The sequence below is a fragment of the Natronoarchaeum sp. GCM10025321 genome (assembly GCF_042663585.1).
Classification (GTDB): Archaea; Halobacteriota; Halobacteria; order Halobacteriales; family Natronoarchaeaceae; genus Natranaeroarchaeum.
In genome coordinates this window covers 68,236-89,695 of the sequence record NZ_JBHTAN010000001.1, presented here as the reverse complement: position 1 = coordinate 89,695, position 21,460 = coordinate 68,236, and the positions used below count along the sequence as shown (strand labels likewise).

At 58.3% G+C, this 21,460-nt stretch carries 23 protein-coding genes; 13 read left to right on the top strand and 10 right to left on the bottom strand.

What is annotated here, in order from left to right; genetic code table 11:
* Positions 1-7 precede the first annotated feature (7 nt).
* The gene (locus ACFQL3_RS00435) at positions 8-556 is read right to left on the bottom strand and encodes a gluconate 2-dehydrogenase subunit 3 family protein (protein ID WP_377050397.1); all 549 of its coding nucleotides are present in this window, start codon (positions 554-556) and stop codon (positions 8-10) included.
* A gap of 115 nt (positions 557-671) precedes the next feature.
* Here ACFQL3_RS00435 and ACFQL3_RS00430 point away from each other — a divergent pair, with 115 nt between their 5' ends.
* The 3 genes from ACFQL3_RS00430 (at position 672) to ACFQL3_RS00420 (ending at position 4,675) form a co-directional block, all read left to right on the top strand.
* Complete coding sequence (locus ACFQL3_RS00430) at positions 672-2,282, top strand: ABC transporter permease (RefSeq protein ID WP_377050395.1); 1,611 nt, start codon at positions 672-674, stop codon at positions 2,280-2,282.
* 73 nt (positions 2,283-2,355) lie between these two features.
* Positions 2,356-3,288, top strand: coding sequence for an NAD-dependent epimerase/dehydratase family protein (locus tag ACFQL3_RS00425; RefSeq protein ID WP_377050393.1), 933 nt, complete (start codon positions 2,356-2,358; stop codon positions 3,286-3,288).
* A gap of 118 nt (positions 3,289-3,406) precedes the next feature.
* Positions 3,407-4,675, top strand: coding sequence for a saccharopine dehydrogenase family protein (locus ACFQL3_RS00420; RefSeq protein WP_377050391.1), 1,269 nt, complete (start codon positions 3,407-3,409; stop codon positions 4,673-4,675).
* Between the two features lie 17 nt (positions 4,676-4,692).
* Here ACFQL3_RS00420 and ACFQL3_RS00415 read toward each other — a convergent pair whose 3' ends face one another.
* A complete protein-coding gene (locus ACFQL3_RS00415; RefSeq protein WP_377050389.1) occupies positions 4,693-4,911 on the bottom strand; it encodes a YgaP-like transmembrane domain in 219 nt (72 codons plus the stop codon).
* Positions 4,908-5,342, bottom strand: a complete 435-nt coding sequence (gene msrB / locus ACFQL3_RS00410) for a peptide-methionine (R)-S-oxide reductase MsrB (RefSeq protein ID WP_377050387.1) — start codon at positions 5,340-5,342, stop codon at positions 4,908-4,910. The genes ACFQL3_RS00415 and msrB overlap by 4 nt, the downstream gene beginning before the upstream one ends.
* Before the next feature lie 137 nt (positions 5,343-5,479).
* Here msrB and ACFQL3_RS00405 point away from each other — a divergent pair, with 137 nt between their 5' ends.
* Both ACFQL3_RS00405 and ACFQL3_RS00400 read left to right on the top strand, forming a co-directional pair.
* Positions 5,480-5,635, top strand: coding sequence for a hypothetical protein (locus ACFQL3_RS00405; RefSeq protein ID WP_377050385.1), 156 nt, complete (start codon positions 5,480-5,482; stop codon positions 5,633-5,635).
* 86 nt (positions 5,636-5,721) lie between these two features.
* Positions 5,722-6,300 (top strand): hypothetical protein, encoded by a 579-nt coding sequence (locus ACFQL3_RS00400; protein ID WP_377050383.1) that lies wholly within the window; start codon positions 5,722-5,724, stop codon positions 6,298-6,300.
* A gap of 565 nt (positions 6,301-6,865) precedes the next feature.
* Here ACFQL3_RS00400 and ACFQL3_RS00395 read toward each other — a convergent pair.
* Complete coding sequence (locus ACFQL3_RS00395; protein ID WP_377050381.1) at positions 6,866-7,729, bottom strand: DUF2250 domain-containing protein; 864 nt, start codon at positions 7,727-7,729, stop codon at positions 6,866-6,868.
* A gap of 313 nt (positions 7,730-8,042) precedes the next feature.
* Between ACFQL3_RS00395 and ACFQL3_RS00390 the strand changes: the two genes are divergently transcribed.
* From ACFQL3_RS00390 to ACFQL3_RS00380, 3 genes are all read left to right on the top strand, one after another.
* The gene (locus ACFQL3_RS00390) at positions 8,043-8,261 is read left to right on the top strand and encodes a hypothetical protein (protein WP_377050379.1); all 219 of its coding nucleotides are present in this window, start codon (positions 8,043-8,045) and stop codon (positions 8,259-8,261) included.
* A gap of 101 nt (positions 8,262-8,362) precedes the next feature.
* The gene (locus ACFQL3_RS00385; RefSeq protein ID WP_377050377.1) at positions 8,363-9,388 is read left to right on the top strand and encodes a PrsW family intramembrane metalloprotease; all 1,026 of its coding nucleotides are present in this window, start codon (positions 8,363-8,365) and stop codon (positions 9,386-9,388) included.
* A 173-nt stretch (positions 9,389-9,561) separates the two neighbouring features.
* Positions 9,562-10,200 carry an IS6 family transposase gene (locus ACFQL3_RS00380; RefSeq protein WP_377050375.1) on the top strand — a complete coding sequence of 213 codons (639 nt, stop codon included), beginning with the start codon at positions 9,562-9,564 and terminating at the stop codon, positions 10,198-10,200.
* Here ACFQL3_RS00380 and ACFQL3_RS00375 read toward each other — a convergent pair.
* From ACFQL3_RS00375 to ACFQL3_RS00360, 4 genes are all read right to left on the bottom strand, one after another.
* On the bottom strand, positions 10,124-11,527 hold the full coding sequence (locus ACFQL3_RS00375; protein ID WP_377050373.1) for a transposase: 1,404 nt from the start codon (positions 11,525-11,527) through the stop codon (positions 10,124-10,126). The genes ACFQL3_RS00380 and ACFQL3_RS00375 overlap by 77 nt on opposite strands.
* A 258-nt stretch (positions 11,528-11,785) precedes the next feature.
* Positions 11,786-12,118: a DUF5789 family protein gene (locus ACFQL3_RS00370; RefSeq protein WP_377050371.1), complete on the bottom strand. Its 333-nt coding sequence runs from the start codon at positions 12,116-12,118 to the stop codon at positions 11,786-11,788.
* Between the two features lie 41 nt (positions 12,119-12,159).
* Positions 12,160-12,375, bottom strand: coding sequence for a hypothetical protein (locus ACFQL3_RS00365; RefSeq protein WP_377050369.1), 216 nt, complete (start codon positions 12,373-12,375; stop codon positions 12,160-12,162).
* A gap of 142 nt (positions 12,376-12,517) precedes the next feature.
* A complete protein-coding gene (locus ACFQL3_RS00360; RefSeq protein WP_377050367.1) occupies positions 12,518-12,988 on the bottom strand; it encodes a hypothetical protein in 471 nt (156 codons plus the stop codon).
* 349 nt (positions 12,989-13,337) lie between these two features.
* Between ACFQL3_RS00360 and ACFQL3_RS00355 the strand changes: the two genes are divergently transcribed.
* Entirely contained in the window at positions 13,338-13,760 is a 423-nt protein-coding gene (locus ACFQL3_RS00355; protein ID WP_377050365.1) for a hypothetical protein, read from the top strand.
* A gap of 47 nt (positions 13,761-13,807) precedes the next feature.
* Here the strand turns inward: ACFQL3_RS00355 and ACFQL3_RS00350 are convergent, their stop codons facing one another.
* Positions 13,808-15,070 carry an RNA-guided endonuclease InsQ/TnpB family protein gene (locus ACFQL3_RS00350; protein ID WP_377050363.1) on the bottom strand — a complete coding sequence of 421 codons (1,263 nt, stop codon included), beginning with the start codon at positions 15,068-15,070 and terminating at the stop codon, positions 13,808-13,810.
* Between the two features lie 1,832 nt (positions 15,071-16,902).
* Between ACFQL3_RS00350 and ACFQL3_RS00345 the strand changes: the two genes are divergently transcribed.
* Positions 16,903-17,145: a hypothetical protein gene (locus tag ACFQL3_RS00345; protein WP_377050361.1), complete on the top strand. Its 243-nt coding sequence runs from the start codon at positions 16,903-16,905 to the stop codon at positions 17,143-17,145.
* Positions 17,146-18,006: 861 nt separating this feature from the next.
* Here ACFQL3_RS00345 and ACFQL3_RS00340 read toward each other — a convergent pair.
* Complete coding sequence (locus ACFQL3_RS00340; protein ID WP_377050359.1) at positions 18,007-18,645, bottom strand: histidine phosphatase family protein; 639 nt, start codon at positions 18,643-18,645, stop codon at positions 18,007-18,009.
* A 118-nt stretch (positions 18,646-18,763) separates the two neighbouring features.
* On the opposite strand from ACFQL3_RS00340, the gene ACFQL3_RS00335 reads away from it, so the two are divergent.
* From ACFQL3_RS00335 to ACFQL3_RS00325, 3 genes are read left to right on the top strand one after another with little or no spacing between them, the layout of a single operon-like run.
* Positions 18,764-19,597 (top strand): phosphoenolpyruvate hydrolase family protein, encoded by an 834-nt coding sequence (locus ACFQL3_RS00335; protein ID WP_377050357.1) that lies wholly within the window; start codon positions 18,764-18,766, stop codon positions 19,595-19,597.
* Positions 19,597-20,028 carry a cupin domain-containing protein gene (locus tag ACFQL3_RS00330; RefSeq protein ID WP_377050355.1) on the top strand — a complete coding sequence of 144 codons (432 nt, stop codon included), beginning with the start codon at positions 19,597-19,599 and terminating at the stop codon, positions 20,026-20,028. Before ACFQL3_RS00335 ends, ACFQL3_RS00330 begins: the two co-directional genes overlap by 1 nt.
* Positions 20,025-21,251, top strand: a complete 1,227-nt coding sequence (locus tag ACFQL3_RS00325; RefSeq protein WP_377050353.1) for a Tm-1-like ATP-binding domain-containing protein — start codon at positions 20,025-20,027, stop codon at positions 21,249-21,251. Before ACFQL3_RS00330 ends, ACFQL3_RS00325 begins: the two co-directional genes overlap by 4 nt.
* Positions 21,252-21,460: the final 209 nt, after the last annotated feature.

Genomic DNA, 21,460 nt, shown 5'->3' with positions numbered 1-21,460 from the left:
GCGCCAGTCATTGCGGTCCCTCCTGATAGCTCTCGGCCCCGCCGGGGTGGCCCTGCGGGTTCTCCAGACCAACCAACTCGCCGCCCGTGGGCGAAGTGTACAGCGCCAGAAGCAACTCGTTGATGACGTAGTACCGCACCCGCTCGGCGAGCGAGCCCTCGGAATCTTCCTCTGCGGTATCGGCGCCGGTCTCTCTGAGGAGTGTATCCCGGTCCTCCGGGGGGAGTTCGGTGATCGGTGCGCCGTGCCACGAACGGGCCACCTCGTCGAGATCGGCAACCGCCGTATGAACACCCTCGGCGTGAGCCGATCTATCGAGCCGACCGTCGAGGAACCGGTCGACGAACGCCTCCACGCCGGACACCTCGTCCGGATAGACGACGGTTGCAATCGCGGTCATCGACGCCCGGACGGTCTCTTCGTCCGGAAGCCCGTCATCCCATTCTCCGTCGCTGTCGGTCGAGTTCTCAGCCCGCCGTCGAGCGGCGAGGGCGACGCCGCCGGTCGCTCCGACTGCGGCCAGGGCGGCCACCGCGTCGCGCCTCGTCAGTTTCATAATCGTTTTAGGCCCCCCTAAACAATTATATCCATCGGACTCGTTCGATGACGGGATCGGAATCGTTAACAGTCGGTGCAGCCTCTCTCCCTCAAGCACAGCCGTTTCCTGGATTATGAGTTGGACACGACGGATACGCGACGTCCTGACCGACGGCGACGACCAACTACCGCTGGGGCTGACGCTGCTCTCCGCGGCCATCGCCGGAACGATGGTCTTCCCACTCGCGTGGCTGGTGATAGAGGCCGTCACCGTCGATCCCTCGCGGGCGACTGAGCTGCTTTTCAGCCGTGGCACTGCCGAGGTAATAGAAAACAGCCTACTGTTGATGGCTGGCGTGACGACGCTGTCGATCATCCTCGGGGTACCACTGGCGTACCTGACGGTGCGGACCGATCTCCCATTCCGCCGGTTCTGGTCGGTTATCATCGCGCTCCCGTTGGTCGTTCCGAGCTATGTCGGCGCGTTCGCGTTCGTCTCCGCGTTTGGCCCCCGAGGCGAGTTTCAGGACGTGCTCGCCCCACTCGGGATCGAACAGCTCCCGGAGATCTACGGGCTTCCGGGGACGATTTTCGTGATCACCCTGTACACGTACCCGTATGTGTATCTCACCACTCGAGCAGCCCTCCGCTCGCTCGATACCACGCTGATCGAGGCGGCTCGGACGCTGAACCACGGCCGCATCGAGGCGTTCCGCCGGGTGACGCTTCCGATAATCCGACCGGCGATCGCCGCTGGATCACTCCTGTCGGCGCTGTACGCCGTGTCCGACTTCGGTACGCCGTCGATCATGCAACTGCCGGTGTTCACGCGACAGATCTACGTCGAGTACAACGCGTTCGGCCGCGATTACGCCGCGTTGCTCTCCTTGCAATTGCTCGGTATCGTGCTCGTGGTCCTCGCGCTGGAGTGGCTGGTCCGGTCTGACCGGGACGCCCACGGCGACGACACCGGCAGCACCGACCGACTCGTGAGTCTGGGACGCTGGCGCTGGCCGGCAACCCTGCTGCCCGCGTCGGTGGCTACAATCGCGCTCGTCGTCCCCATCTGGATCCTCCTGTTGTGGCTGCGCCGCTCCGATGCCGGGCGTCGCCCCTCGATGGCGTTCGAGTGGGTCCAGGTAATCAACTCGGTCTCCGTCGCCGCGGCGGCCGCCATCGCCGCCGCGCTGGTGGCCATCCCTGTCGCCTATTTCGCCGCGACAAGCGACTCGCCGTTGTCGACCCTGTTCGAGCGGGCCACCTACGTCGGCTTTGCTGTGCCCGGGATCGTGTTAGCGCTCGCGCTGGTCTACTTCGGCTCCGGCTATCTCCCGTGGATCTACCAGACGATCCCACTGCTCGTGTTCGCGTACGTCGTCCGGTTCCTGCCGCAGGTCGTCGGGTCGACCCGAACCTCGATCCTGGGGGTCGATCCCAGACTGGCCGAGGCGAGTCGCACACTCGGGGAGTCCTCGGTGGGCGCGTTCCGCCGCGTGACGTTCCCGCTCACCCGCTCGGGGATCGTAGCTGGCGCCGCCCTCGTCTTCCTCACGACGATGAAAGAGCTTCCCGTTACCCTCATTCTTCGCCCGTCCGGCTTCGAGACCATCGTCACACAGATCTGGCGCGCTCAGAAGACCCAGCTCTACCAGTACGCGGTCGTACCAACGCTCATCCTGCTCGTGATTTCCGGGCTCTCGATGGTCGTCATTCTCGCAGGCGAAGGGAGCAACCGAGGGCTCTGACGGCGGGCGGCCGGACTGCCCCCGGTCCTTCGAATCCCACATGTACTTGTGGCCGCCGAACAGAGCACCGCGCATGTTTCCCGATTCGAACGTTCTCGTTACTGGCGGTGCAGGGCTCGTCGGGAGCCATCTCGTCGCAGAGCTTCTCGACCGCGGTGCAACTGTCCGCGTCGCCGACGACCTCTCGAAGGGTGACCCCGACAGGGTGCCCGACGGCGCGGAGTTCGTCGAGGCGGATCTCACCGACACCGCTGACGTCGCCAGAGCCGTCACTGACGAACTGGACATCGTTTTCCATTTCGCCGCGTACACCGACACGAACTACGACGACGACCGCGAACTGTTCGAGGCGAATACGGCCATGACCTACAACGTGCTCGAACGGATGCGCGAGGTCGGCGTCGATCAGTTCGCGTTCACTTCCTCCTCGACCGTCTACGGCGAGGCACCACGCCCCACGCCGGAAGACCACGGCCCGCTGGAACCCATCTCTATCTACGGCTCCTCGAAGCTCGCCGACGAGGCGCTGATCTCGACGCACGCCCACTCCTACGATCTCACCGCCTGGGTGTTCCGGTTCGCAAACATCGTCGGGCCCAATCAGCGCGGCACCGTGATCCCCGACTTCATCCAGAAGCTTGACGCGGACCCGACCGAGCTAACTATCCTCGGTGACGGCCGGCAGGAGAAATCCTACATGCACGTTACGGAGTGCGTCGATGCCATCTGTCACGTCGTCGAACACGCCGACGAGGACCTGAACGTCTACAACCTCGGCACCCACACGACAACCTCGGTCACGAGCATCGCCGACGTCGTCAGCGACGAACTCGGCGTGGATCCGACCTACGAGTACACCGGCGGGGACCGCGGCTGGACCGGCGACGTCCCGCGCATGCGGCTTTCGATCGAGCGCCTCGTGGACCTGGGCTGGGAGCCGTCGCTATCGAGCGACGAAGCCGTCCGCCGGAGCGCGCGTGAACTCGTCGCGGAGATTGTCGACTGACCGGGTCGCTGGATGCCGCTTCGAGTCGGACGTCCCGACGAGCCAGGGGGCCTCACCGGTATCGTTGTGGTAACCCTGACAATTTAGCCGCTCGACAGCGTACTGGACCGTGATAGACGTGTCAGATACAGACCGACAGTACGATCTGGTGGTGTGGGGCGCGACTGGCGTCGCAGGGAGCTTCGTGGCTGAGTACCTCACGGAACAGTATTCGCCGGACACGCTCTCGTTGGCTCTCGGCGGGCGGGACGCGGACCGACTCGAAGCGCTTGCTTCGGATCTCGCTCGTCGGAGCGAATGGGGTGAGATCCCGATACTACTCGGCGACGCGACGGATCCTGAGAGCCTTCAGGATATCGCTCACAGCACACGCGTCGTCTGCACGACTGTCGGGCCGTATACGGCGTACGGAACGCCGCTCGTCGAGGCGTGTATCGACGCCGAAACGGACTACTGCGACCTGACTGGGGAGGTAACCTGGGTCCGTGAGATGATCGACCGCTATCACGACGCGGCGGTCGATGCCGACACGCGTATCGTGCACAGTTGCGGCTTCGACTCCGTCCCTGCGGACCTCGGGACCATGCTCGTCCAGTCGTACGCGACTGACAAGTTCGACACGCCCTGTGACATGGTTCGGATCTACGTCGAAGACGCCAGTGGCGGCGTCAGCGGCGGCACGCTGGCCAGCATGGCCGAGCAGTTCGAGGCCGCATCGACCGACCCGGTTGCCCGGCAGACACTCCGGAATCCGTATTCGCTGGCTCCGCCGGGAGAACGGACCGGCGTCGACCCGGGCACACAACGCGGTCCGCGAAGGGATCGGTTGCGATCAGCGTGGACCGCACCCTCACCGATGGCCCAGGTCAACGAACGCGTAGTCCGGCGGAGTAACGCACTCCTCGGATACCCCTGGGGCCGGGAGTTCCGCTGTACGGAGGTCATCCCGACCGGACGTGGACTCACAGGCGTAGCCGGTGCGAGCCTTATCACCGGCGGACTCGGCCTGTTCACGGCCGCGATGTCTGTCGGGCCGCTCCGTTCAGCGATCCGTGAGTACGTGTTCCCGGACCCCGGCGAGGGCCCGACGGACGAACAGGTAGAGAACGGTCACTTCACCGTACGTATACTCGGGCAGGGAACGACCGTAGACGGCCCCTTTACCGTGGAAGCCGAGTTCGGGGCTGACCGGGACCCGGGCTACGGCGCCACCGCACGCATGCTCGGCGAATCCGCGATGTGTCTCGTCCAGGACGATACCGACTCGCCACTGGACGGTGGCGTGTTAACCCCAGTCTCGGCGATCGGTGACCCCCTCATCGACAGACTCCGTGACGTCGGATTCACTGCAACCGTCGGTGTAGCGACCGAGAACCAGCGTCCTTGACCTCCTCAGCGCCGACCTCAATCGACCGGACAGCGATCGATACCGAGCACGCGATACAACAGACATCGCTGTGTCGCCCCCTCAACGACCAATACAACTGCGACGATTCCTACCCCGAGCGCCGAGAAGACCGGCACGGTCACCACACCGAATGCGGCGAGTGCAGCGAGCACCGCCAGTGCACCCCCGGCTACAACCCGAGCAATCGCGTCGAGGCGTCCGACGTTACGGTTCATTCTCCAGGCTGCTCTTCGTCACTCGTCGGGGCGAACTCGAGCGCGACGCCGTTGAGACAGTATCGCTTCCCGGTTGGTTCAGGCCCATCGTCAAAGACGTGTCCGAGGTGTCCACCACATTCGGCACAGCAGACCTCGATTCGTCTGTCTAGCAAGCCCGTCTCGCGCTGGGTGGTGACGGCATCGTCGTCGATGGGGTCCCAGAAACTCGGCCAGCCAGTCCCCGACGTGTACTTCTGGTCGGTGTGAAACAGCTTGGTTCTACAGCCAGCGCACTCGAATACACCGTCATCGTCGACGTGGAGGAGTGCAGAGGTGCCAGCAGGCTCCGTCTTAGCCTCGCGAAGCACGCGGTACTCCTCGTCGGAAAGCACTTCTCGCCAGTCGGATTCGGTCTCCGGTTGCCCGTCGTCTGCAACCCGGTTGCTCATACGTATCCATAGGTCCTCGACAGTATGAACGTTATGCGTCCACAGAACGGCTCGCTCCGCAGTTGTAATGATGAATCGGTTCCAGAGAATTTGATTTGGGCCGAAGGTACTTCTTGATAGTGAACGTAAGATTTCATATGGAGATCCGGGTCAACAAGCTGGGTGTCATCGGCGTATTGGGCGTCCTCGGTGTCTGGACGAACGAACCAGCACTGTACGCTCTCTTTGCACTCTTTGCGCTTTTCACTAGCGACCGGACAGTGACAATCGGTGATAATGAACCAGCGTCGTGATACGAGTCCAAGATGGACCAATGACCGATACGTATCCCATCGGTCTCCAACTCGCAAAGCACCCAAAGCAAAAGCCTCACAAAAACATGACATCACACTCGTTGGACTTCCAGTACGAACAAGCAACGACTGTCACGGACCTCTCCAATCGGATTCGTGACTGCGTCGAGACGCTGAGCCTCGAATTCGACGGCTACGACGAGGACCATCTCCGCGGGCCAGGGCTCTACTATGCCATCGTTTCGAATCATTCTGTCGGCGAGTTCGCAGAGCCGATGGGTTCGAACACGTGGCCAGTAGATACCTGTCGGAGAGCGTCCGCGGATATCGACGCCTTCTACGATGCCACCAAGCAGGTTGCACACTCCTGCGATGGCGGAGTATGTATCGGAGTCGATGGAAGGATCCTCGAACAGATGGTCCGGTTCAAGAACATCAGTAACGACGAAATAGCGGAGGGACTGAGTCTCGACAGCCTCAACTACGCCGACTGGATGGGAGCGCGACATATGAGTGCGTACGAGACTTCGCTCCGACCGGACGTGATAACGACCATCACGTTAAGCGAAGAGTCAGGGCGTATCACTGTCTTTCAGGATGGGGAGTACGAGACGGTCGAACGTGAGATGATCGGCGGCCCCTGGCGTGGTCAGGAAGACGATTGAACCTCAGAAGCCGACCGCAGGAGTCCTCGTCCTCGAAAGCGCGGTGTGTTTTCGAGTGCAACGGACCGGTTTGGGCGTCGCCGCGGCGTTCCCGGTTCGCACGCTCCAGATGACGCCGACGGTGTCGTTCGGCGGATAGCGGTGCCATCTCTCCCAGGAAATGCTATGCGAACCGGGTGTTGGGAGACCGGAAGCCATCCCGCTGGTAGAACGGTTACTCCGTTACTATATAGTTATCTGACAATTATATCTGTGATTCCCGTAGTTCCGACAGAACCAGCATGCACATTCGGAGACGCATCTTGAAACGAACTACCGGGATTTTCGTTTACTGGGGGCTGATCAGACACCCCTACGGTCGAGAGTATGCTCGCTGGCGGTACAGTCCGACTGGACGGTTTCTCGAGGAGCCAGCGGGCTCTCCACCGCAGGGACAATCAAAAAGAGATCTGTCGTTGGATTCATAATCGACTGATTGACATCCCACTTCGGTATGGAGCGGAGAAATCATCAGCGATGACTAATTGGCAGGTCTACAGAGATCCAAATACCGCAGAGTGAATTTCTAGCTCATCATCGTCCGAAGCGCCTCCTCAGCACGGTCGGTTGCCACGTAGTACGTGTGCTTGCGATGGGTTTCGTCTTTGGGCTTCAGTTTCCGCTCGCTCTGCTTGATCGTGCTGCCCTCGTACTCTGTGACGAGGCCCGTCTGTCGGAGCGCACGGTAGAGGTGGCGGACACGTTCGAACTCAATGTCCAGTTCGTCGGCGGTCATGCGGGCGTAATCCGGGCCGGCGCGTGCCAGACGCTCGACGAGCGTTTGTCCATCGGGCAGGTGCCGGAGGACGTTCACTCGTCCCTCGTCTTCGGAGAGGAACCGGAGGAGATGGTCACCATCCCGGGAGAGCCGATAGTATGTGTGGTGCTGGCGGACCTCGTCCGCCTGCTTGGCTTTGACGCGGCGTTGTTTGACGGTGCCAGATTCGATGCGTTCGAGTAGTCCCGCTGTTTCCATTTCTTTGCACAGCGTTTCGACGTGGCCGCGCTCTGCATCGAGGTGTCCCGCCATCGAGCGGGGATAGTTTCCTTCGACGGCGTCGAGATGGTAACAGATCAGGTATGCGACGGGATCTGCCGGGAGCGGCGCCAACTGTCCGACGACCCGTTGTTTGCGATCGAGTTCGGCTTCGAGTTCTTTCGCTCGTTCGTACCGGGATTGAGCATTGCTTGCAGTATCCGCATCGAGATCAAGCGTGACGTCGATCGACTCACCGCGTGGCGTGTCGAGCATGACGCTGAGCTCCCCGGACTCCCAGTGGGCGCCGGACTCGGTGCGAGCTGTATCCAGTGCCTGCTCGACCTGCTGGTAGCGCGTCATGATCGTATCGGCTTCCAGACGGAGGCGCTCGATCTCGGCCTGGGAGACCATTCTAGCCGTGTGGTACCGCCCTGTCTGTTTGAATCCATCGTGTCCGTTGGTCCTGTGAGGCTCTGGTGAAACCCTCAAGAGCTACCAGGAACTGCTTGATGAGTACTAAACACATATTCACAGGTCACTCTCAGCAGATCCGAGTTCTGGGGGGCGACGTGCTGAATAGCTGGGAGATACGGAATCGATATTCGTTAAAATGTATGAAGACATTCAGGTGATGTTGTGAATTATTACCCAGCTCAGTACCACGGCTCAAAGATCATTGTGCACCATGCTATAGAATTTTAGGTGTGGTACATTATAACACACTATGGGAATCGCCCAGAACACGGGGGAAAGCCTGATTTTGAACGAGACAACGATGACGCTTCACAAACAGGAGCTGGGACTCGGCAAGTTCCAGACTGTATGTGGACACCTCAACCACGTTGGACAGGAAAAATTACGGATAATCGGAGTCCCAGACGTTACCAAGCAAGACAACACGAGCAAGTGTGGACAGTGCTTCGAAGAAGGAGGTGGGTACTAGACGGGACGATGTGTCTCATTGTGAGTGGCTCTCGCTCAGCAGACTGTAATCTCTGCATTCAGTACGCAAGTTCTATCAGTTTTTAAGGATTTCAACAAACCATGGGTTCAGATAAGACGGATCCTGTCGAGGCCGCGGACGACGAGCGAGATCTCTACGGGATCTCATCGTGGGAACGGCGGTCCCTCCTCGATAGCGCCTCGGTCGCGATCTACTGGTTGGCGGTTCGTACCGGCCAGATTCTCTTGATCCTGCTCGCACTGTTGATTTTCCTGGCCGTCGGCGGACTCAGTATTCTGAGAGAGCCCTCAATCGGCGTGCTAACGGCCCTCTCTGCCCTTCCTGCGCTGGCATTGGCGGGGTACGTCTGGTACAGCGATGTAACGACCAGTGAGCCGCTATCGCTGCTCGCGGTTACCTTCATGTTAGGCGTGCTCACGGCAGGGTTTGCTGCCGTTGTCAATAGCTTGTTTCAGCCGGTTTTCACGATGCTCGGTGGTATCGGAATGATTCTGTTTTTCTACCTCATCGTAGGCCCCGTGGAAGAAACGGTGAAACTGCTCGCTGTACGGCTCTATGCGTATAACGACACTCGGTTCGCCGCAGTTATCGACGGGGCAGTGTACGGCGCTGTCGCCGGACTCGGATTCGCTACCATCGAAAATGCCATCTACATCAGTGGAGCAGTTGGAGAAGTCGGCGGTCTGTCTCTCGGCCTAGATCTGATCGGTATCGGCGGTGATATCACTGCAACTCGCGCGTTAGCCGGGCCCGGGCACGTCATCTACTCGTCGTTCGCGGGCTATTACCTCGGGTTAGCGAAATTTAATCCTGAGAACCGCGGTCCAATCATCGTAAAAGGGCTCGTCATCGCCGCGGTAATCCACGCAACCTACAACACCACAGTGGGAATCGGAAGCGGACTGATTCAGGCCGGGACGGGCCTCCCCCAACTTACCGCCTTCTTCATCTACGTGTTGCTGTATGTAGGGGGCTTTGGCTACCTGCTCTACCGAAAAATCCAGCAGTATAAAAATGCCTACCGGGCGGCACATTCGAACGAGACTGACGACAGCGAAGAACCAGTGATTGATGCCGAGATGGATCGACGTCCTCCACACGACTGAAGTCGTGGGATTCCTCCGTGGGCAATCCGGCCAGCAGATTACCCCGGCTGTGAACTTCCGGGTTCGCCGATTCTGGTTTGGTTGAGCGGGCTCGACTGTTTCCCAAAACTGCTGGGTCTCCAGTCGTCGGTCGTGTTAAGTTAGGAACGAGGCGGTCGAAGATTCGGATGTTCATGGCCGAAACCGACCGCCTCAACGAATCTACAGACTGGATCGACTTGGAGTTTGTGCAGCGTGAGAGGACACCCCCGCAGCTCATTAAAAAGGGTATTCGCCACCATCTTGCGGGCCTATCACTCTCGAATACAGTTGTGTTACTTGAGGAGTCGGGTGTCAAACGCAGTCGCACTGCGGTTCACAACTGGGTTCAAAAAGCGGATTTACAGCCGAGCGGCGGTGAGAATCTGGATCGAGTTGCGGTCGATCAAAAATCGATCCGGATCAACGACGAGCAATACTGGCTGTACACCGCGGTTGATCCTGAATCCAACAAAATTCTCCATTCACGACTGTTCCCAACGTATACGGTGCCGATTGCACGAGAGTTTCTCACTGAACTGACCGAGAAACACGCCGTCACAGACGCCGTGTTTCTCGTCGATGACGCAGATGACCTCATCGCCGGCCTTCGACGAGAAAATCTCAGCTACCGCGTCCAGCAACACGGCTTTCGAAACGCCGTCGAACGTGTCTTTTGTGAGGTAGAACGACGAACATCTTCGTTTTCAAACTGCTTCAGCCACGTTGATCCAGACACCGCAGAATCATGGCTACAAGCTCACGCCGTCTGGTGGAATCAATGGCTAAGTTAACACCGCCCCAGTCGTCTCCATTCCACTCCCAGTACGTCCCATCGGTGGGTGCGTCCCTATCGCGTTCAGCAGATAGGGCGGCAGGCCGCGCCATCGGCCCAACCGTGGTTTGTAGCAGATTCCACGCCCCTGCAATGTCACTGTGCGCGTCAAACTTGCAGTCGTGACACCGGAACGAATCTACATTCCTCGACGTATGCTGGCTTCCGCGCTTCGGACACTCACTGCTCGAATCAGCTTCGCTCATCTGCTCGATACTGATGCCAACATCGCCGAGTGTGAGGTAGAGTCGTTCAACAAGTTGTCGGTGCGACCAGAACGCGTGCGTCTTCTCGTTCACGGTCGCGGACCAGTGCGCGTCCAACACGTCGGTCAGGTCTCCAACGTACACGGTGCCCACGTTACATTCGAGCAGCCAGTCTGCCGCATGTTTCACCGCAGCATCACGGCTGTGGTCGCGCTTCCGTCCGCGGTCATCATACACTCGTTGAATACGCTTGCTCGTGTACTGGTCGTCGGGCAGCTCCGATTGCAACTCGGCGATTAGCCCGGACAAGACTTGGAAGCGGTCGAATTCTGGACGAGCGTGATAGACGGCGGTTTCTCCAGTGGTGGTGACGATTGCGAGTGTGTTGTTCGCGCCCACGTCGATGGCGGCAGAGTATGTTGTGTTCTCGGTGTCGAGTGTGTGAGTGAAGGCATCTAGTCGCTGTTCTTGCAATGTGTCTGGCCGAATGCGAACTGGATGCTTGACACGAAGCACGTCTGCTGGCTCGTCGTAGACGAGTTCTAACCGCGCGTCGTCACCATCCCACTGTGGATTCCCGCGGATTTCGAGCGTGACGCGTTCGTTATGCTCGAAGTCGTATTCCTCTTCGAGTGCTTCACCGACGCCAAACTCCAGCGTACTCTTGTCTTCGGCCCAGTCGAATGTATACAGGTCGTTGCGGACGAGACTGTGTAGTTCGTACCCGTCCTCACGGCTGCCCCAGTACCCCGGTGGACTGGGTTTTTCGGTGACCGAAGAGTCCGAATCGTCGGAGTGTTTGTCGAGGAGGTCGAAGTGACTCCGCCATGCTTCAGCGTTCTTGTGGGCGACTTGCTGGCACGCTGCCTTGCCGAGTATTGGAGCGTATTCGTCGTACAGGTCAGCGTACTCGGTATCCCAGACGTCGCCGTTCTCGGCGAAGTATTTCTGTCGGCGTCGGTAGTTGATTTGGTTCCACAAGGGGGCGTGGGCGATCAACCATTCGAACAAACACTGCTTGTACCGCTCGGTAGCGGGTTCGGCAGTGTACTCGTTCGTACGTCGCGGTCGGTCGCTCACACGGTAAATATCAGATTATAGATTGTACACGTTAGGATTGCAGTCGGGCTACGGGGCCGTAGTTGTTTCAAAAGTGATGGATTCATCCCACGACTAAAGTAGCGAGCTTTCTCCTATTATTATGTAAGACTCACCCAGAGGCTGTGACAAATCGGCTGCTGAATATAGAGAGTGGATTCAGCAGAGAGGGAACCACAGACGGAGTTGATCTCGGCACAGGCGGTCCAATTCGCGAAATGAGTGTGTTGGTCCGTTGTGCTATCGGCCTATGAGTCCCAGTATCCGTCTGCGAACGTCCTCAGCTGAGTCATATATTTGATCATCAGTTGAAGGAAGTACGTCCTCCAGGGATTTCTTGCCGCCCTGAGTTTCAAGTTCATAATCGCCATAGGCCTCAACTAACTCATCTGTCGTGGCTGGATAGTCGTGCGATTTGAGCGCTTCATCAAGATCACCAAGGCCCTCACCAGGGTCGACGCGCACCGGCTCTTCTTCATCGGTGCGGGTACTTACCTCCTCTTGCATCCGCTCTCGCTGGCGACGTTTTTCATCATCCGCCTGCTCGTCTCGGCCCTGTTTATCATCTGCCATATACCATGGTAGGGGATTCAGGCGGATAACAGTAGGGCTGCCTATCGGAGATACGGGTCGAACTTCCCTTCCCGACTGACCCGGATCTCGAAGCCACTCCCCAGGAAGTTCAGGACCAGGAATACGGCCCCGTCGCCGACGAACGCGATCCCGGCACCCCTGGCGCTGTTGCTGGTCTTCGGTTCCCACCGCTGGGTGTAGACCTCTTGGATCGAAAGGTCCTCCTGAGTCGCCAATGGCTCGGGACCCCGACTCATGCAGTTCGCGCGCAGCATTCGGTGGATTTAGCTAAGCTTAGGGTGTCATATCGAGCCACCTTCTGGAGCTTCTTGACCCCCACCAACACCCGCCAATCCACCGCCCGGCCCACCAGCGTCCGCGTTCCTCCGTTATCTCGCTCTACTCTTCGCGCTCGCCAAAGGCTTCCTCACCCCAGTCGGAGGTGTCGCGGGTCCGCTGGAGGTAGTTCTGGAGCGTCTCGTGGACGGACCGGCCGAGGTCATGTAACTCGCCGTTGATGGCCGAGACCGAACTCGAATCGAGCGATTCGGTCACGTCGTGCTCGCTCCAGTCCTCAGGCACCGTCGGCGCATCGAAGCGGAGGTGTTCGTCCGTTGGATCACGGTAGAAGTCGAAGTCCTGGAACAGGTCAAGGTCGTCGACGACTCGGACCTTCTCCTCGTCGAGGTCCGTGTACTCCGCCCACTCCTCGAACCCCTCACGCCACGCGCCTTCTTGGAGGAGGTCTTCGAGGTCCTCGCGGTAGAATTCCTCGGATCCGAGGGTTTCCGATTCTTCCCAGTCGAAACCTCGCGGTCGTCCCCGGTTCGAGAGATCGGGTGGCTCCGGGACGGCTACGTCGAGTGTCATACGAATAGTAGAATAAGCACGATAATAAAGCCCAGTAGCGATTCCACGAGAAGGTAATCCGGATGAAGTGGTAAGCGATAGGTCGCTCCTCCCCGACACGCTCTGCGGACACATCCTCCCAGTCCCGGGACGGACAGTTAACGTGACTTGCCTGGCCCGCCAACGGACTCTCATGAAAGATTCGCGCCCTACGTCTTGCACGCCAACATGTAACAATATCACACATCTGATAGCTATATCGCCAGAATCAGGCAAGGGACGCTGGAGGACATACCACAAAGCAAAAGAAACAGCACCAACAATAAATTCAGACAATGAAGTTCGTCAAAAAGTCGGTTCAACGTACAGTATGATAAGAAGACGATATCTACGTGGCATCGGAGGTTGTTTCGGTGCGATCTCAGTATCCGGGTGCGCAGAAATCCTCCCGGGTTATAATCAAGATCCTGAGTATCCGGGAGGCACACTGATCGTTGAGAACACAGGTGACCGCCCTGTAGGAGTCTCTGTGAACACAAAATTAGACCGATATGACGCCTCACTCGATACTGAAGTCGCCGGCGGGGAGATGATCGTTCGTCGTGAGTTCGTCACCGCTGAGAAGGGTGATATCGTAACTCTCGAAGCGCAACTCGGCGAGACTGGGGATAAACTAAGTTTCCAGTTTCTCCCCGCAGGCGGCGACACCGATTCGCCGCCAGAAGTGGCCCAACTCGCGTTCGAAAACGCTGTTGAGGCAAGTGCAACCTGGGTCGCGACAAGCAGGACGTAACATCGGGATACTCAAACCTTTATCAGTTTCATGTGAACTACCCCACCCTACTCGCTCACGGCTTTCGCCGTTCGCTCCTTGAGGGTGGGGCTTCCTGTTTCTACGACGCGCTTTACATCCACGACATCGGTAGCACCCGATGACGTGAACATAGGGAGCGCAGTCTCCACAGGCGTTGTGTCTTCGGACTGTCCCAGTCCTAGCTTCTCGAAACCGCGAGACAAAATGTTAATCGCAGCGTTTGCATCTCTATCCATCTCGAACCCACAGGCGGGGCAAGAGTGTTCGCGCACCCACAATGGTTTGTCTGACCCGACGCCGCACGACGCGCATTCTTTGGTCGTGCCCGCTGGCTCCACCTCAACAAAATGCGTGCCTTCTCGTTTGCACTTGTATTCGAGCATTGTGGTGAACGTATCCCACGCCGCCGATGCAGTATTCCGACTGTTTCCAGCCGACTCCAGCATTGACTTCACGTTCAAATCCTCGACGGCCACCAAGTCGTACTCCGTGGCGTAATAGTTCGAGAGTTTGTGCAAGAAGTCGTGGCGTTTCCGCCTGACTCGCTGGTGGCACTCAGCAACTCTCAGCCGTTGTTTCTCCCAGTTGTTCGACCCGTGCTGTTTCCGAGAGAGCGACCGCTGTTCACGCGTGAGGCGGTCTCGTTCATCTTGCAGGTCGAGTGAGCCGACAGCGCGTCCATCCGTGTCGTGAGCGTATTTGAGGATGCCAACATCAATTCCGACACAGCGGTCTGGATTCTCTGGGATCGGTGGCTCTTTTTTGCCTTCAACAGCGAAGGAAGCGTACCATTCACCAGTCCGTTCTTTCTTAACACAGACCTCTTTGATTGTGACATCATCGGGAATATCTCTGTGGTAACTGATTGGAATGTCAGCAAGTTTCGAGAGTGAGAGGACGGTCTGGCCGTTCTTCTTGTCGAACTCGAAGCCAGACTGAACGTATTTGAAACTCCGAAACTCGCTCGGTGCCTTCCAGTTGAGACTCCCGACGTTGTAGCCGTCCTGTTTGAGTTGTGAAAGTGCTTTGATACTGGCCTCGATTCGCATAACAGCGGCTTGTGCCACTGTCGAGTACAGGTCGGTCAACTCATCCCACCAGTCTTTGAGGTCGGTGAGTTGGTCGCGGACTTGGCGAACTCGTTGGTTGAGGGTGCCTGCTGAGTCAGGGATTTGCTCGAACTTGTTGAGGGCGTGGTTGTATAGTTGCCGACAGGTATCGCGGTGGTAGTCCAGTGTCTCGCGCTGGTCTTCTGTTGGGTGGAGCCGATACCTGTTGGTATAGTGCATTGTTACTGATTTCTCTCTTCAATCAGTTCGTCTAGTTTCTCTTGGACGAACGAGGAGAGATTCAAGTGATTTTCCTGAATCCACTCTTCTTGGTCTTCGCGGATGGAAATTGTTTTGCGCTTTGCCACTTCACACTTTACGTAACTTATGCATTTGAATGTTGTGGTTCGCGTTGGCCTGTGGGACTGCAACAGGACAGTGTATGTGAGATGATGACGGCGCTGTATCCCCGACCTACTCGCTCCCGTTGGTCGCTCTTTGAGGACGGGGGCTTAGCGCCTGTATTCAGCTAATCTTGTCGTCGACTATGACGCCACGACGGTTCTGGTGCTACGATCGAATCGAGAGAAGGGCCGTTAGACACTCTGCAGCTACCGGAACGAGCGAACTCACCAGGGTGGCTCTGTGAGGATTCGGTACCGAGTATGCTGAGTAGTCACAGACTAAGGCGATTTTTGCTGGGGAACTACAAGACGAAGATGCGGGTCGGCGGAAGATGCCAACTAGACAACGACGATGTGTTGTATGTCAGGATGAGCAGCGTCGACGAACCAGGAGATACTGATTCTCGGATAACGTGTGAGTTCGGTTCTATATCGCCACATTGGAGCGATAAAAGCTCGATCATATCAATTTCAAAAGCTGTATTTTAAACGATCAACTAGTTACGGACGGTTCCCCAACATGATCAGATCCATCCGTGTCTTCTCGCACTCTCAAGGGCCACTTTCATTCAGTTGTCACTACCGCTGAGGAGCGTTACATCTGGCAAGAAGCGCCAGAAAGTCCTCACGTCCCAGTTTTTGTTATGAATAAACGCGACGTCGACGGGTATACCTGGATTGTAGAGTTTACTGTGCTGTAATGTTTGGACGGGTCCACTGCGACCGTCTTGACGGCTACTGAAAACTGATAGCCTGACAACGACCGGAGCTAAATCACAATCCATCGAAAGAAACATAAATATTATTATCAATAAACTGTTCTATTGTATATTTGTCTTATAATTCGAAGTGTTCGGGCGTTTCGGGGTTTTTGACGTGCATCGGAACCTCATCATTGAGGTCGGCCTCGATATCCAGAACTGAGTCCACTATATCGGTTGATAACGTCCTGTAAGGCCGAAACGATATGGGGGTGTCGTAACGACGTTTTCCAGCTCAAGCAGTGGGTCGTCTTCGGCAATCTGTTCGCGGTGCTAGACATACGTCCCCGATCGCCAGATCTCACTGTTTTCGAGGGGTTCTATGAGTGCGCTCTCCCGGAGACACGCTGGCTGGGCGGCGTTGCAGAGGTATGCGTGCTCCGCGTGGCGAACTCGTCAGGGTCGATCAGGTCCCGTTGGGTGGGTATACGTCGGCGTGCAGACTACCGACGTCACTGGCTCAACACAGTCCTTGCAGGTCAGACAACGTCTCGACGCCGAATGGTACCATCTCGACGTGGTACACGAATGGATCGTATGCACAAACTCCTTTCTCGTCTTATAGGCTATTTTTACGCACATATGGTTGTAATGTCTCTTCGACCAGGTGCCAGAATTGTTGATCAAGCAAGTACCAGCAGACACGAGTACAAGGCCAACGGCAGTCAGTATTCGCTTCGTTTGCCGATTTGACCAATCTGGTAAAACACAAAATACAGTAACCGTCTTTTAACTGACCGAGAGCGCTCCAGATATCGTAATACGCCGGCGTGTCAGCTACTACTTTTTAGGCTCAACTGCCAAGTCCTGCACACGAACCGATTCGAGCGCGTCGAGAAGGCCTTCGAGAGTGACCAGCGTCCGTCCGTGTCCCGTTCAGATTCGATGCCGGGAGCACGGTCTCGGGGTGACAGCACAGGTGGATGGTGAGTGGGTCATCGACGACGAGGGGAAGCCGGCCCGGGATGCATTCTGGTACGACGAGCATGCGAGCGATAGCATCGGCGAGAGGCAGGAGTCCGACATCAACAACCGCCTGTACGACGTCTGTGTGAGGGGCCAGTTCCTCGGAACGAGTCTGGCACTCCTGCAGTGGTTGCGCGAACACGAGACGGAGACGATAATGGCTGCGGACATCGTCTTTTTGTAAAGACTGGCTTAAATACAGACTCACCGGTGATATTGCCTCGGATCCGAGCGACATATCGCTTCACTAAGTGGATTCACGGACACCGCTGTGAGGCTACTGCCGATAAGACGTATTTGTGATATATTAGGCAATCCCTCGTCGTTCTATTTCTCTCTAGGGGCATTTAAGGGCACTCAACACCGACGTAACGCCCATCCACCAACTGATTCATTATAGTCATCTTCCCGTCATATGAAAACTTTCATTACCCTTGCTACCGTATCACACAAGTGCGGACGCGGCGAGGACAAACCGGACGATCTGAGTGGGTGCGCCCTTCACGGTGGGCTTGCTCAGATTAGAGGTAAAATCAAAGTGCCCGTAACAGGGCAGCGAGATGAACGCCTCGAAGGAGAACCGAAGTGTGCCAGTACCAGTCCAGCCGGCTGGACTGGTGCGAAGACCAACTATCGGGTGTTGGGTGACCAATACTCGGGAAACCGGCTGCTGGCAACCGCTGGTGTGAGTCCAGCAAAAGCCCGGAAGGGCAATGCCGGGAGAAACCGGCTACCGCCATACAAGGCTGGAAGGGTCGTACGGCGCATGGAAAAGGTCTCCCGTCCGGGTCTTAATCGCGGCGTCCGACCGTCTTCACCGTTGTTTTTCAGAATATCACGAGCGCCATAGACACCCGTCACGGAGACCACAGTTCGGCCAAACGCAGGATTCGACCAGAGCCCCGTATACTACTTACTCGGCAGATTGCGGGCGGACAGACGTAGCAGACTCACCGGCCGGAAGCAGGACGCATTGCTCAGCATTCCTCCGGCCGGGCACCCCGTGAGAGACGGTTGGCTGGATCACCGACCGCCGATTTTCGCGTTACTCCGAGAGGTGATCAGTGTCGCCCGAAAAGGCGAGTTCCCACCCGTCGCCATCCCGGTCGATGCGGGTAATCCCACAGAGCGGTGCCTCAACCCGGTCAGTCGACCCGACGAGTCCACTGGCGACACCGCCGACGGTCATGCCATGACCAACCAGAAGCACGTTTCCGGTGTCTGACCCGTCCTTTCGCGTCGTCTCGACGAGTCTCCGGGCGGCCTCCCCCGCTCGGCGCTCGGCCTCCTCGTGGTGTTCCGGGAACTCGGGGATCACGACTGGATCATGATCGAGCCGGACGGTATCGAACCAGTCCGCGAGGTCGTCGTAAGAGGCAGTTTCGGGGTCGCTGTCAAACCACTCGGGGTTGCGGTGTTCGCCGAGTCCGGGTTCGAGTCGGACGGTCCGATTGATCTCCCGACAGATCTCGTCGGCCGTCTGGACCGCCCGAAGAAACGGAGAGGCGTAGACGGCGTCGAATGCGACACCGTTCTCAGCGAACCGGCGGCCGACCCGCCATGCCTGCCAGCGACCGAACTCCGTCAGATCGGGGTCGTGGATCCGGTCGGCGTACGATTCGAACTCGGGGTCGACGGTATCCCGCCGTTGGCCATGTCTCACTACCCAGACGGACGAATCCATATCGCAGGTATTTGACTCTAGACTTTTGACCTCATCGGCGACCCCGTGGTCACAGATTGTATGTCCTCTGGTTATACACAGTACTATGTAATGATTTATCGAACAGTATGCATGAGCCATGAAGTTCACACGCCAGGAGTCCTTAGATAGACTTCGTGAAGCGGTATCGAGCGGCGAGCCAGTCATCGGTGCGGGTGCAGGCACCGGTATTTCGGCGAAGTTCGCCGAGCGTGGTGGCGTCGACCTGTTGATCATTTACAACTCCGGGCGCTACCGGATGAACGGCCGCGGATCGCTAGCCGGCCTGCTCCCGTACGGCGATGCCAACGAGATCGTCGTCGAAATGGGGCACGAGGTAATTCCGGTCGTCGAGGATACGCCAGTGCTGGCAGGAGTCAACGGGACCGATCCTTTCCGGGAGATGGACGTGTTTATCGAGGATCTCAAGCGACGAGGGTTCTCCGGCGTCCAGAACTTCCCGACGGTCGGACTAATCGACGAGGACAGCGGTTTCAGACAGAACCTCGAAGAGACGGGGATGGGCTACGACAAAGAGGTCGATATGATCCGGGAGGCGGCCGACCAGGACATGCTGACCTGTCCGTACGTGTTCTCCGAGGAACAGGCCCGGGAGATGGCCGAGGCAGGGGCCGACGTAATCGTCTCGCACATGGGCTTGACCACCTCCGGCGATATCGGTGCCGAAACCGCACTCGACCTCGAAACTGCAGCCGAACGGGTCCAGAGCCACCACGATGCCGCGAAAGCGGTAAACGAGGACGTCCTCGTCATCTGCCACGGCGGTCCCATCGCCTGGCCTGACGACGCACAGTACGTGCTGGAGCACACCGAGGGCGTGGTCGGGTTCTTCGGCGCGTCCAGCATCGAGCGCCTCCCAACAGAGGAGGCTATCGAGGACCAGGCCCGCGAGTTCAAGGAGATGGATTTCTGATGGCCGACGAAGAGTACTTTATCACCCCGGACGACGTCGAGAGCCAGCTATTCGACTGGGGCGTCCTGAAGTGGATGAGTACGCCCGAGGTGACCGGTGGCGAGCGCTTCAGCGCGGGCGTCGTCAAGCTGGAACCAGGGAAAGGCCACGAGCGCCACACGCATCCCGACAGCGATGAGATCCTCTTCGTGATCCGTGGCGAAGGCGAACAAGAAGTCGCCGAGCAGACTCGAGAGATCGAGGCTGGCGATATGGTGTTCGTCCCGGAGGGAGTCGAACACGGAACAGTCAACACCGGCTGGGAGCCGTTGCTCCTGCTTGCAGTGTACGCGCCACCCGGGCCGGAGGACGTCCTTCGAGAGCTTCCCGGGTGTGAGATCGTTCCGCCAGGTGAGTTACCGACCCCCGAGAACGTGGAGGGAGAGGAATGAGCGTCGTCATCGTCGGAACCCTCGACACCAAAGGCGAGGAGATCGGCTTCGCACGCGATGTCCTCCAGGCACAGGGAGTCGACACTCACGTCGTCGACGTTGGCGTGATGGGCGAACCGGAGTTCGAGCCCGACACGGGCGCGAATGAGGTCGCCGAGGCCGCCGACAGCACCCTCAATCAGCTCCGCGAGGATGCCGACCGCGGGGAAGCGATGGAAACGATGGGAGAGGGTGCCGCCACCCTCGTTACGCGAATGCACGACGACGGTACCGTGAACGGGGTGCTCGGACTCGGCGGTTCGGGCAACACCTCGATTGCAACCACGGCGATGCGTGCGCTGCCTGTCGGGGTTCCCAAGGTGATGGTCTCGACGATGGCCTCGGGAGATACGGAGCCCTACGTCGGCGCGAAAGACGTGATGATGCTGTATTCGGTCGCCGATATCGAGGGGCTCAACCAACTGTCACGCAAAGTCATCGCCAACGCCGCGCTCGCGATGGTCGGGATGGTTACCAACGATTCTGGCGTCGAGATAGAGGAAAAACCCACCATCGGGGTCACGATGTTCGGCGTTACGACGCCCTGCGTGCAGACCGCCCGCGAGTATCTCGAAGAACGCGGCTACGAGACCATCGTCTTCCACGCCACGGGAACGGGCGGTCGTGCGATGGAAGACCTGATCCGACAGGGGGTCATCGACGGCGTGCTGGATGTGACGACGACAGAGTGGGCCGACGAACTGGTCGGCGGGGTCCTCGCTGCCGGTCCCGAGCGACTCGACGCTGCTGCCGAGACAGGCACGCCTCAGGTGGTCTCCACAGGTGCGCTGGATATGGTCAATTTCGGCCCCCGTGACTCCGTCCCCGAGGAGTTCGAGGGACGAGAGTTCCACATTCACAACCCCCAGGTGACGCTGATGCGGACCACGCCCGAGGAGACAGCAGAACTCGGGGAGATCATCGCCGAGAAACTCAACACTGCGAGGGGCCCGACCGCGCTGTTCCTCCCGTTAGAAGGCGTTTCAATGCTCGACGTCGAAGGGGAGGATTTCCACGACCCCGAGGCAGATTCGGCCCTGTTTGATGCGCTTCGCAAGCATCTCGACGAGTCCATGGAACTAATCGAACGGGAGACCGATATCAACGACGACGCGTTCGCGGCAGCGATGGCTATGAAACTCGACGAGTACATGCGGGCGGCGGGAGAGGCACCGAACTCCTAGGCCATCCCGGCGTTGGCCATCGTGGAGAGGGCTAATCTCGAGTGGGATCCCCACCCGTCCGTATTCTCGCGCACTGAGAACAGATATCGCGTATTTTCTCTCTCTCAAGCCACATCAGGTGACGGCTTCATCCACGGCTAAAGCCGTGGGCTTTCGCTTGTAAGACCAGAGGCAGACGAGCGTCCGAGAATCGGATGTTTTTAAACAAG

Coding starts and splice junctions, on each gene's coding strand:
- ACFQL3_RS00435 (WP_377050397.1), bottom strand. CDS start 556: ATGAAACTGACGAGGCGCGACGCGGTGGCCGCCCTGGCCGCAGTCGGA.
- ACFQL3_RS00430 (WP_377050395.1), top strand. CDS start 672: ATGAGTTGGACACGACGGATACGCGACGTCCTGACCGACGGCGACGAC.
- ACFQL3_RS00425 (WP_377050393.1), top strand. CDS start 2,356: ATGTTTCCCGATTCGAACGTTCTCGTTACTGGCGGTGCAGGGCTCGTC.
- ACFQL3_RS00415 (WP_377050389.1), bottom strand. CDS start 4,911: ATGAACCGTAACGTCGGACGCCTCGACGCGATTGCTCGGGTTGTAGCC.
- msrB (WP_377050387.1), bottom strand. CDS start 5,342: ATGAGCAACCGGGTTGCAGACGACGGGCAACCGGAGACCGAATCCGAC.
- ACFQL3_RS00405 (WP_377050385.1), top strand. CDS start 5,480: ATGGAGATCCGGGTCAACAAGCTGGGTGTCATCGGCGTATTGGGCGTC.
- ACFQL3_RS00400 (WP_377050383.1), top strand. CDS start 5,722: ATGACATCACACTCGTTGGACTTCCAGTACGAACAAGCAACGACTGTC.
- ACFQL3_RS00395 (WP_377050381.1), bottom strand. CDS start 7,729: ATGGTCTCCCAGGCCGAGATCGAGCGCCTCCGTCTGGAAGCCGATACG.
- ACFQL3_RS00390 (WP_377050379.1), top strand. CDS start 8,043: ATGGGAATCGCCCAGAACACGGGGGAAAGCCTGATTTTGAACGAGACA.
- ACFQL3_RS00385 (WP_377050377.1), top strand. CDS start 8,363: ATGGGTTCAGATAAGACGGATCCTGTCGAGGCCGCGGACGACGAGCGA.
- ACFQL3_RS00380 (WP_377050375.1), top strand. CDS start 9,562: ATGGCCGAAACCGACCGCCTCAACGAATCTACAGACTGGATCGACTTG.
- ACFQL3_RS00370 (WP_377050371.1), bottom strand. CDS start 12,118: ATGGCAGATGATAAACAGGGCCGAGACGAGCAGGCGGATGATGAAAAA.
- ACFQL3_RS00365 (WP_377050369.1), bottom strand. CDS start 12,375: ATGAGTCGGGGTCCCGAGCCATTGGCGACTCAGGAGGACCTTTCGATC.
- ACFQL3_RS00360 (WP_377050367.1), bottom strand. CDS start 12,988: ATGACACTCGACGTAGCCGTCCCGGAGCCACCCGATCTCTCGAACCGG.
- ACFQL3_RS00355 (WP_377050365.1), top strand. CDS start 13,338: ATGATAAGAAGACGATATCTACGTGGCATCGGAGGTTGTTTCGGTGCG.
- ACFQL3_RS00350 (WP_377050363.1), bottom strand. CDS start 15,070: ATGCACTATACCAACAGGTATCGGCTCCACCCAACAGAAGACCAGCGC.
- ACFQL3_RS00340 (WP_377050359.1), bottom strand. CDS start 18,645: ATGGATTCGTCCGTCTGGGTAGTGAGACATGGCCAACGGCGGGATACC.
- ACFQL3_RS00335 (WP_377050357.1), top strand. CDS start 18,764: ATGAAGTTCACACGCCAGGAGTCCTTAGATAGACTTCGTGAAGCGGTA.
- ACFQL3_RS00330 (WP_377050355.1), top strand. CDS start 19,597: ATGGCCGACGAAGAGTACTTTATCACCCCGGACGACGTCGAGAGCCAG.
- ACFQL3_RS00325 (WP_377050353.1), top strand. CDS start 20,025: ATGAGCGTCGTCATCGTCGGAACCCTCGACACCAAAGGCGAGGAGATC.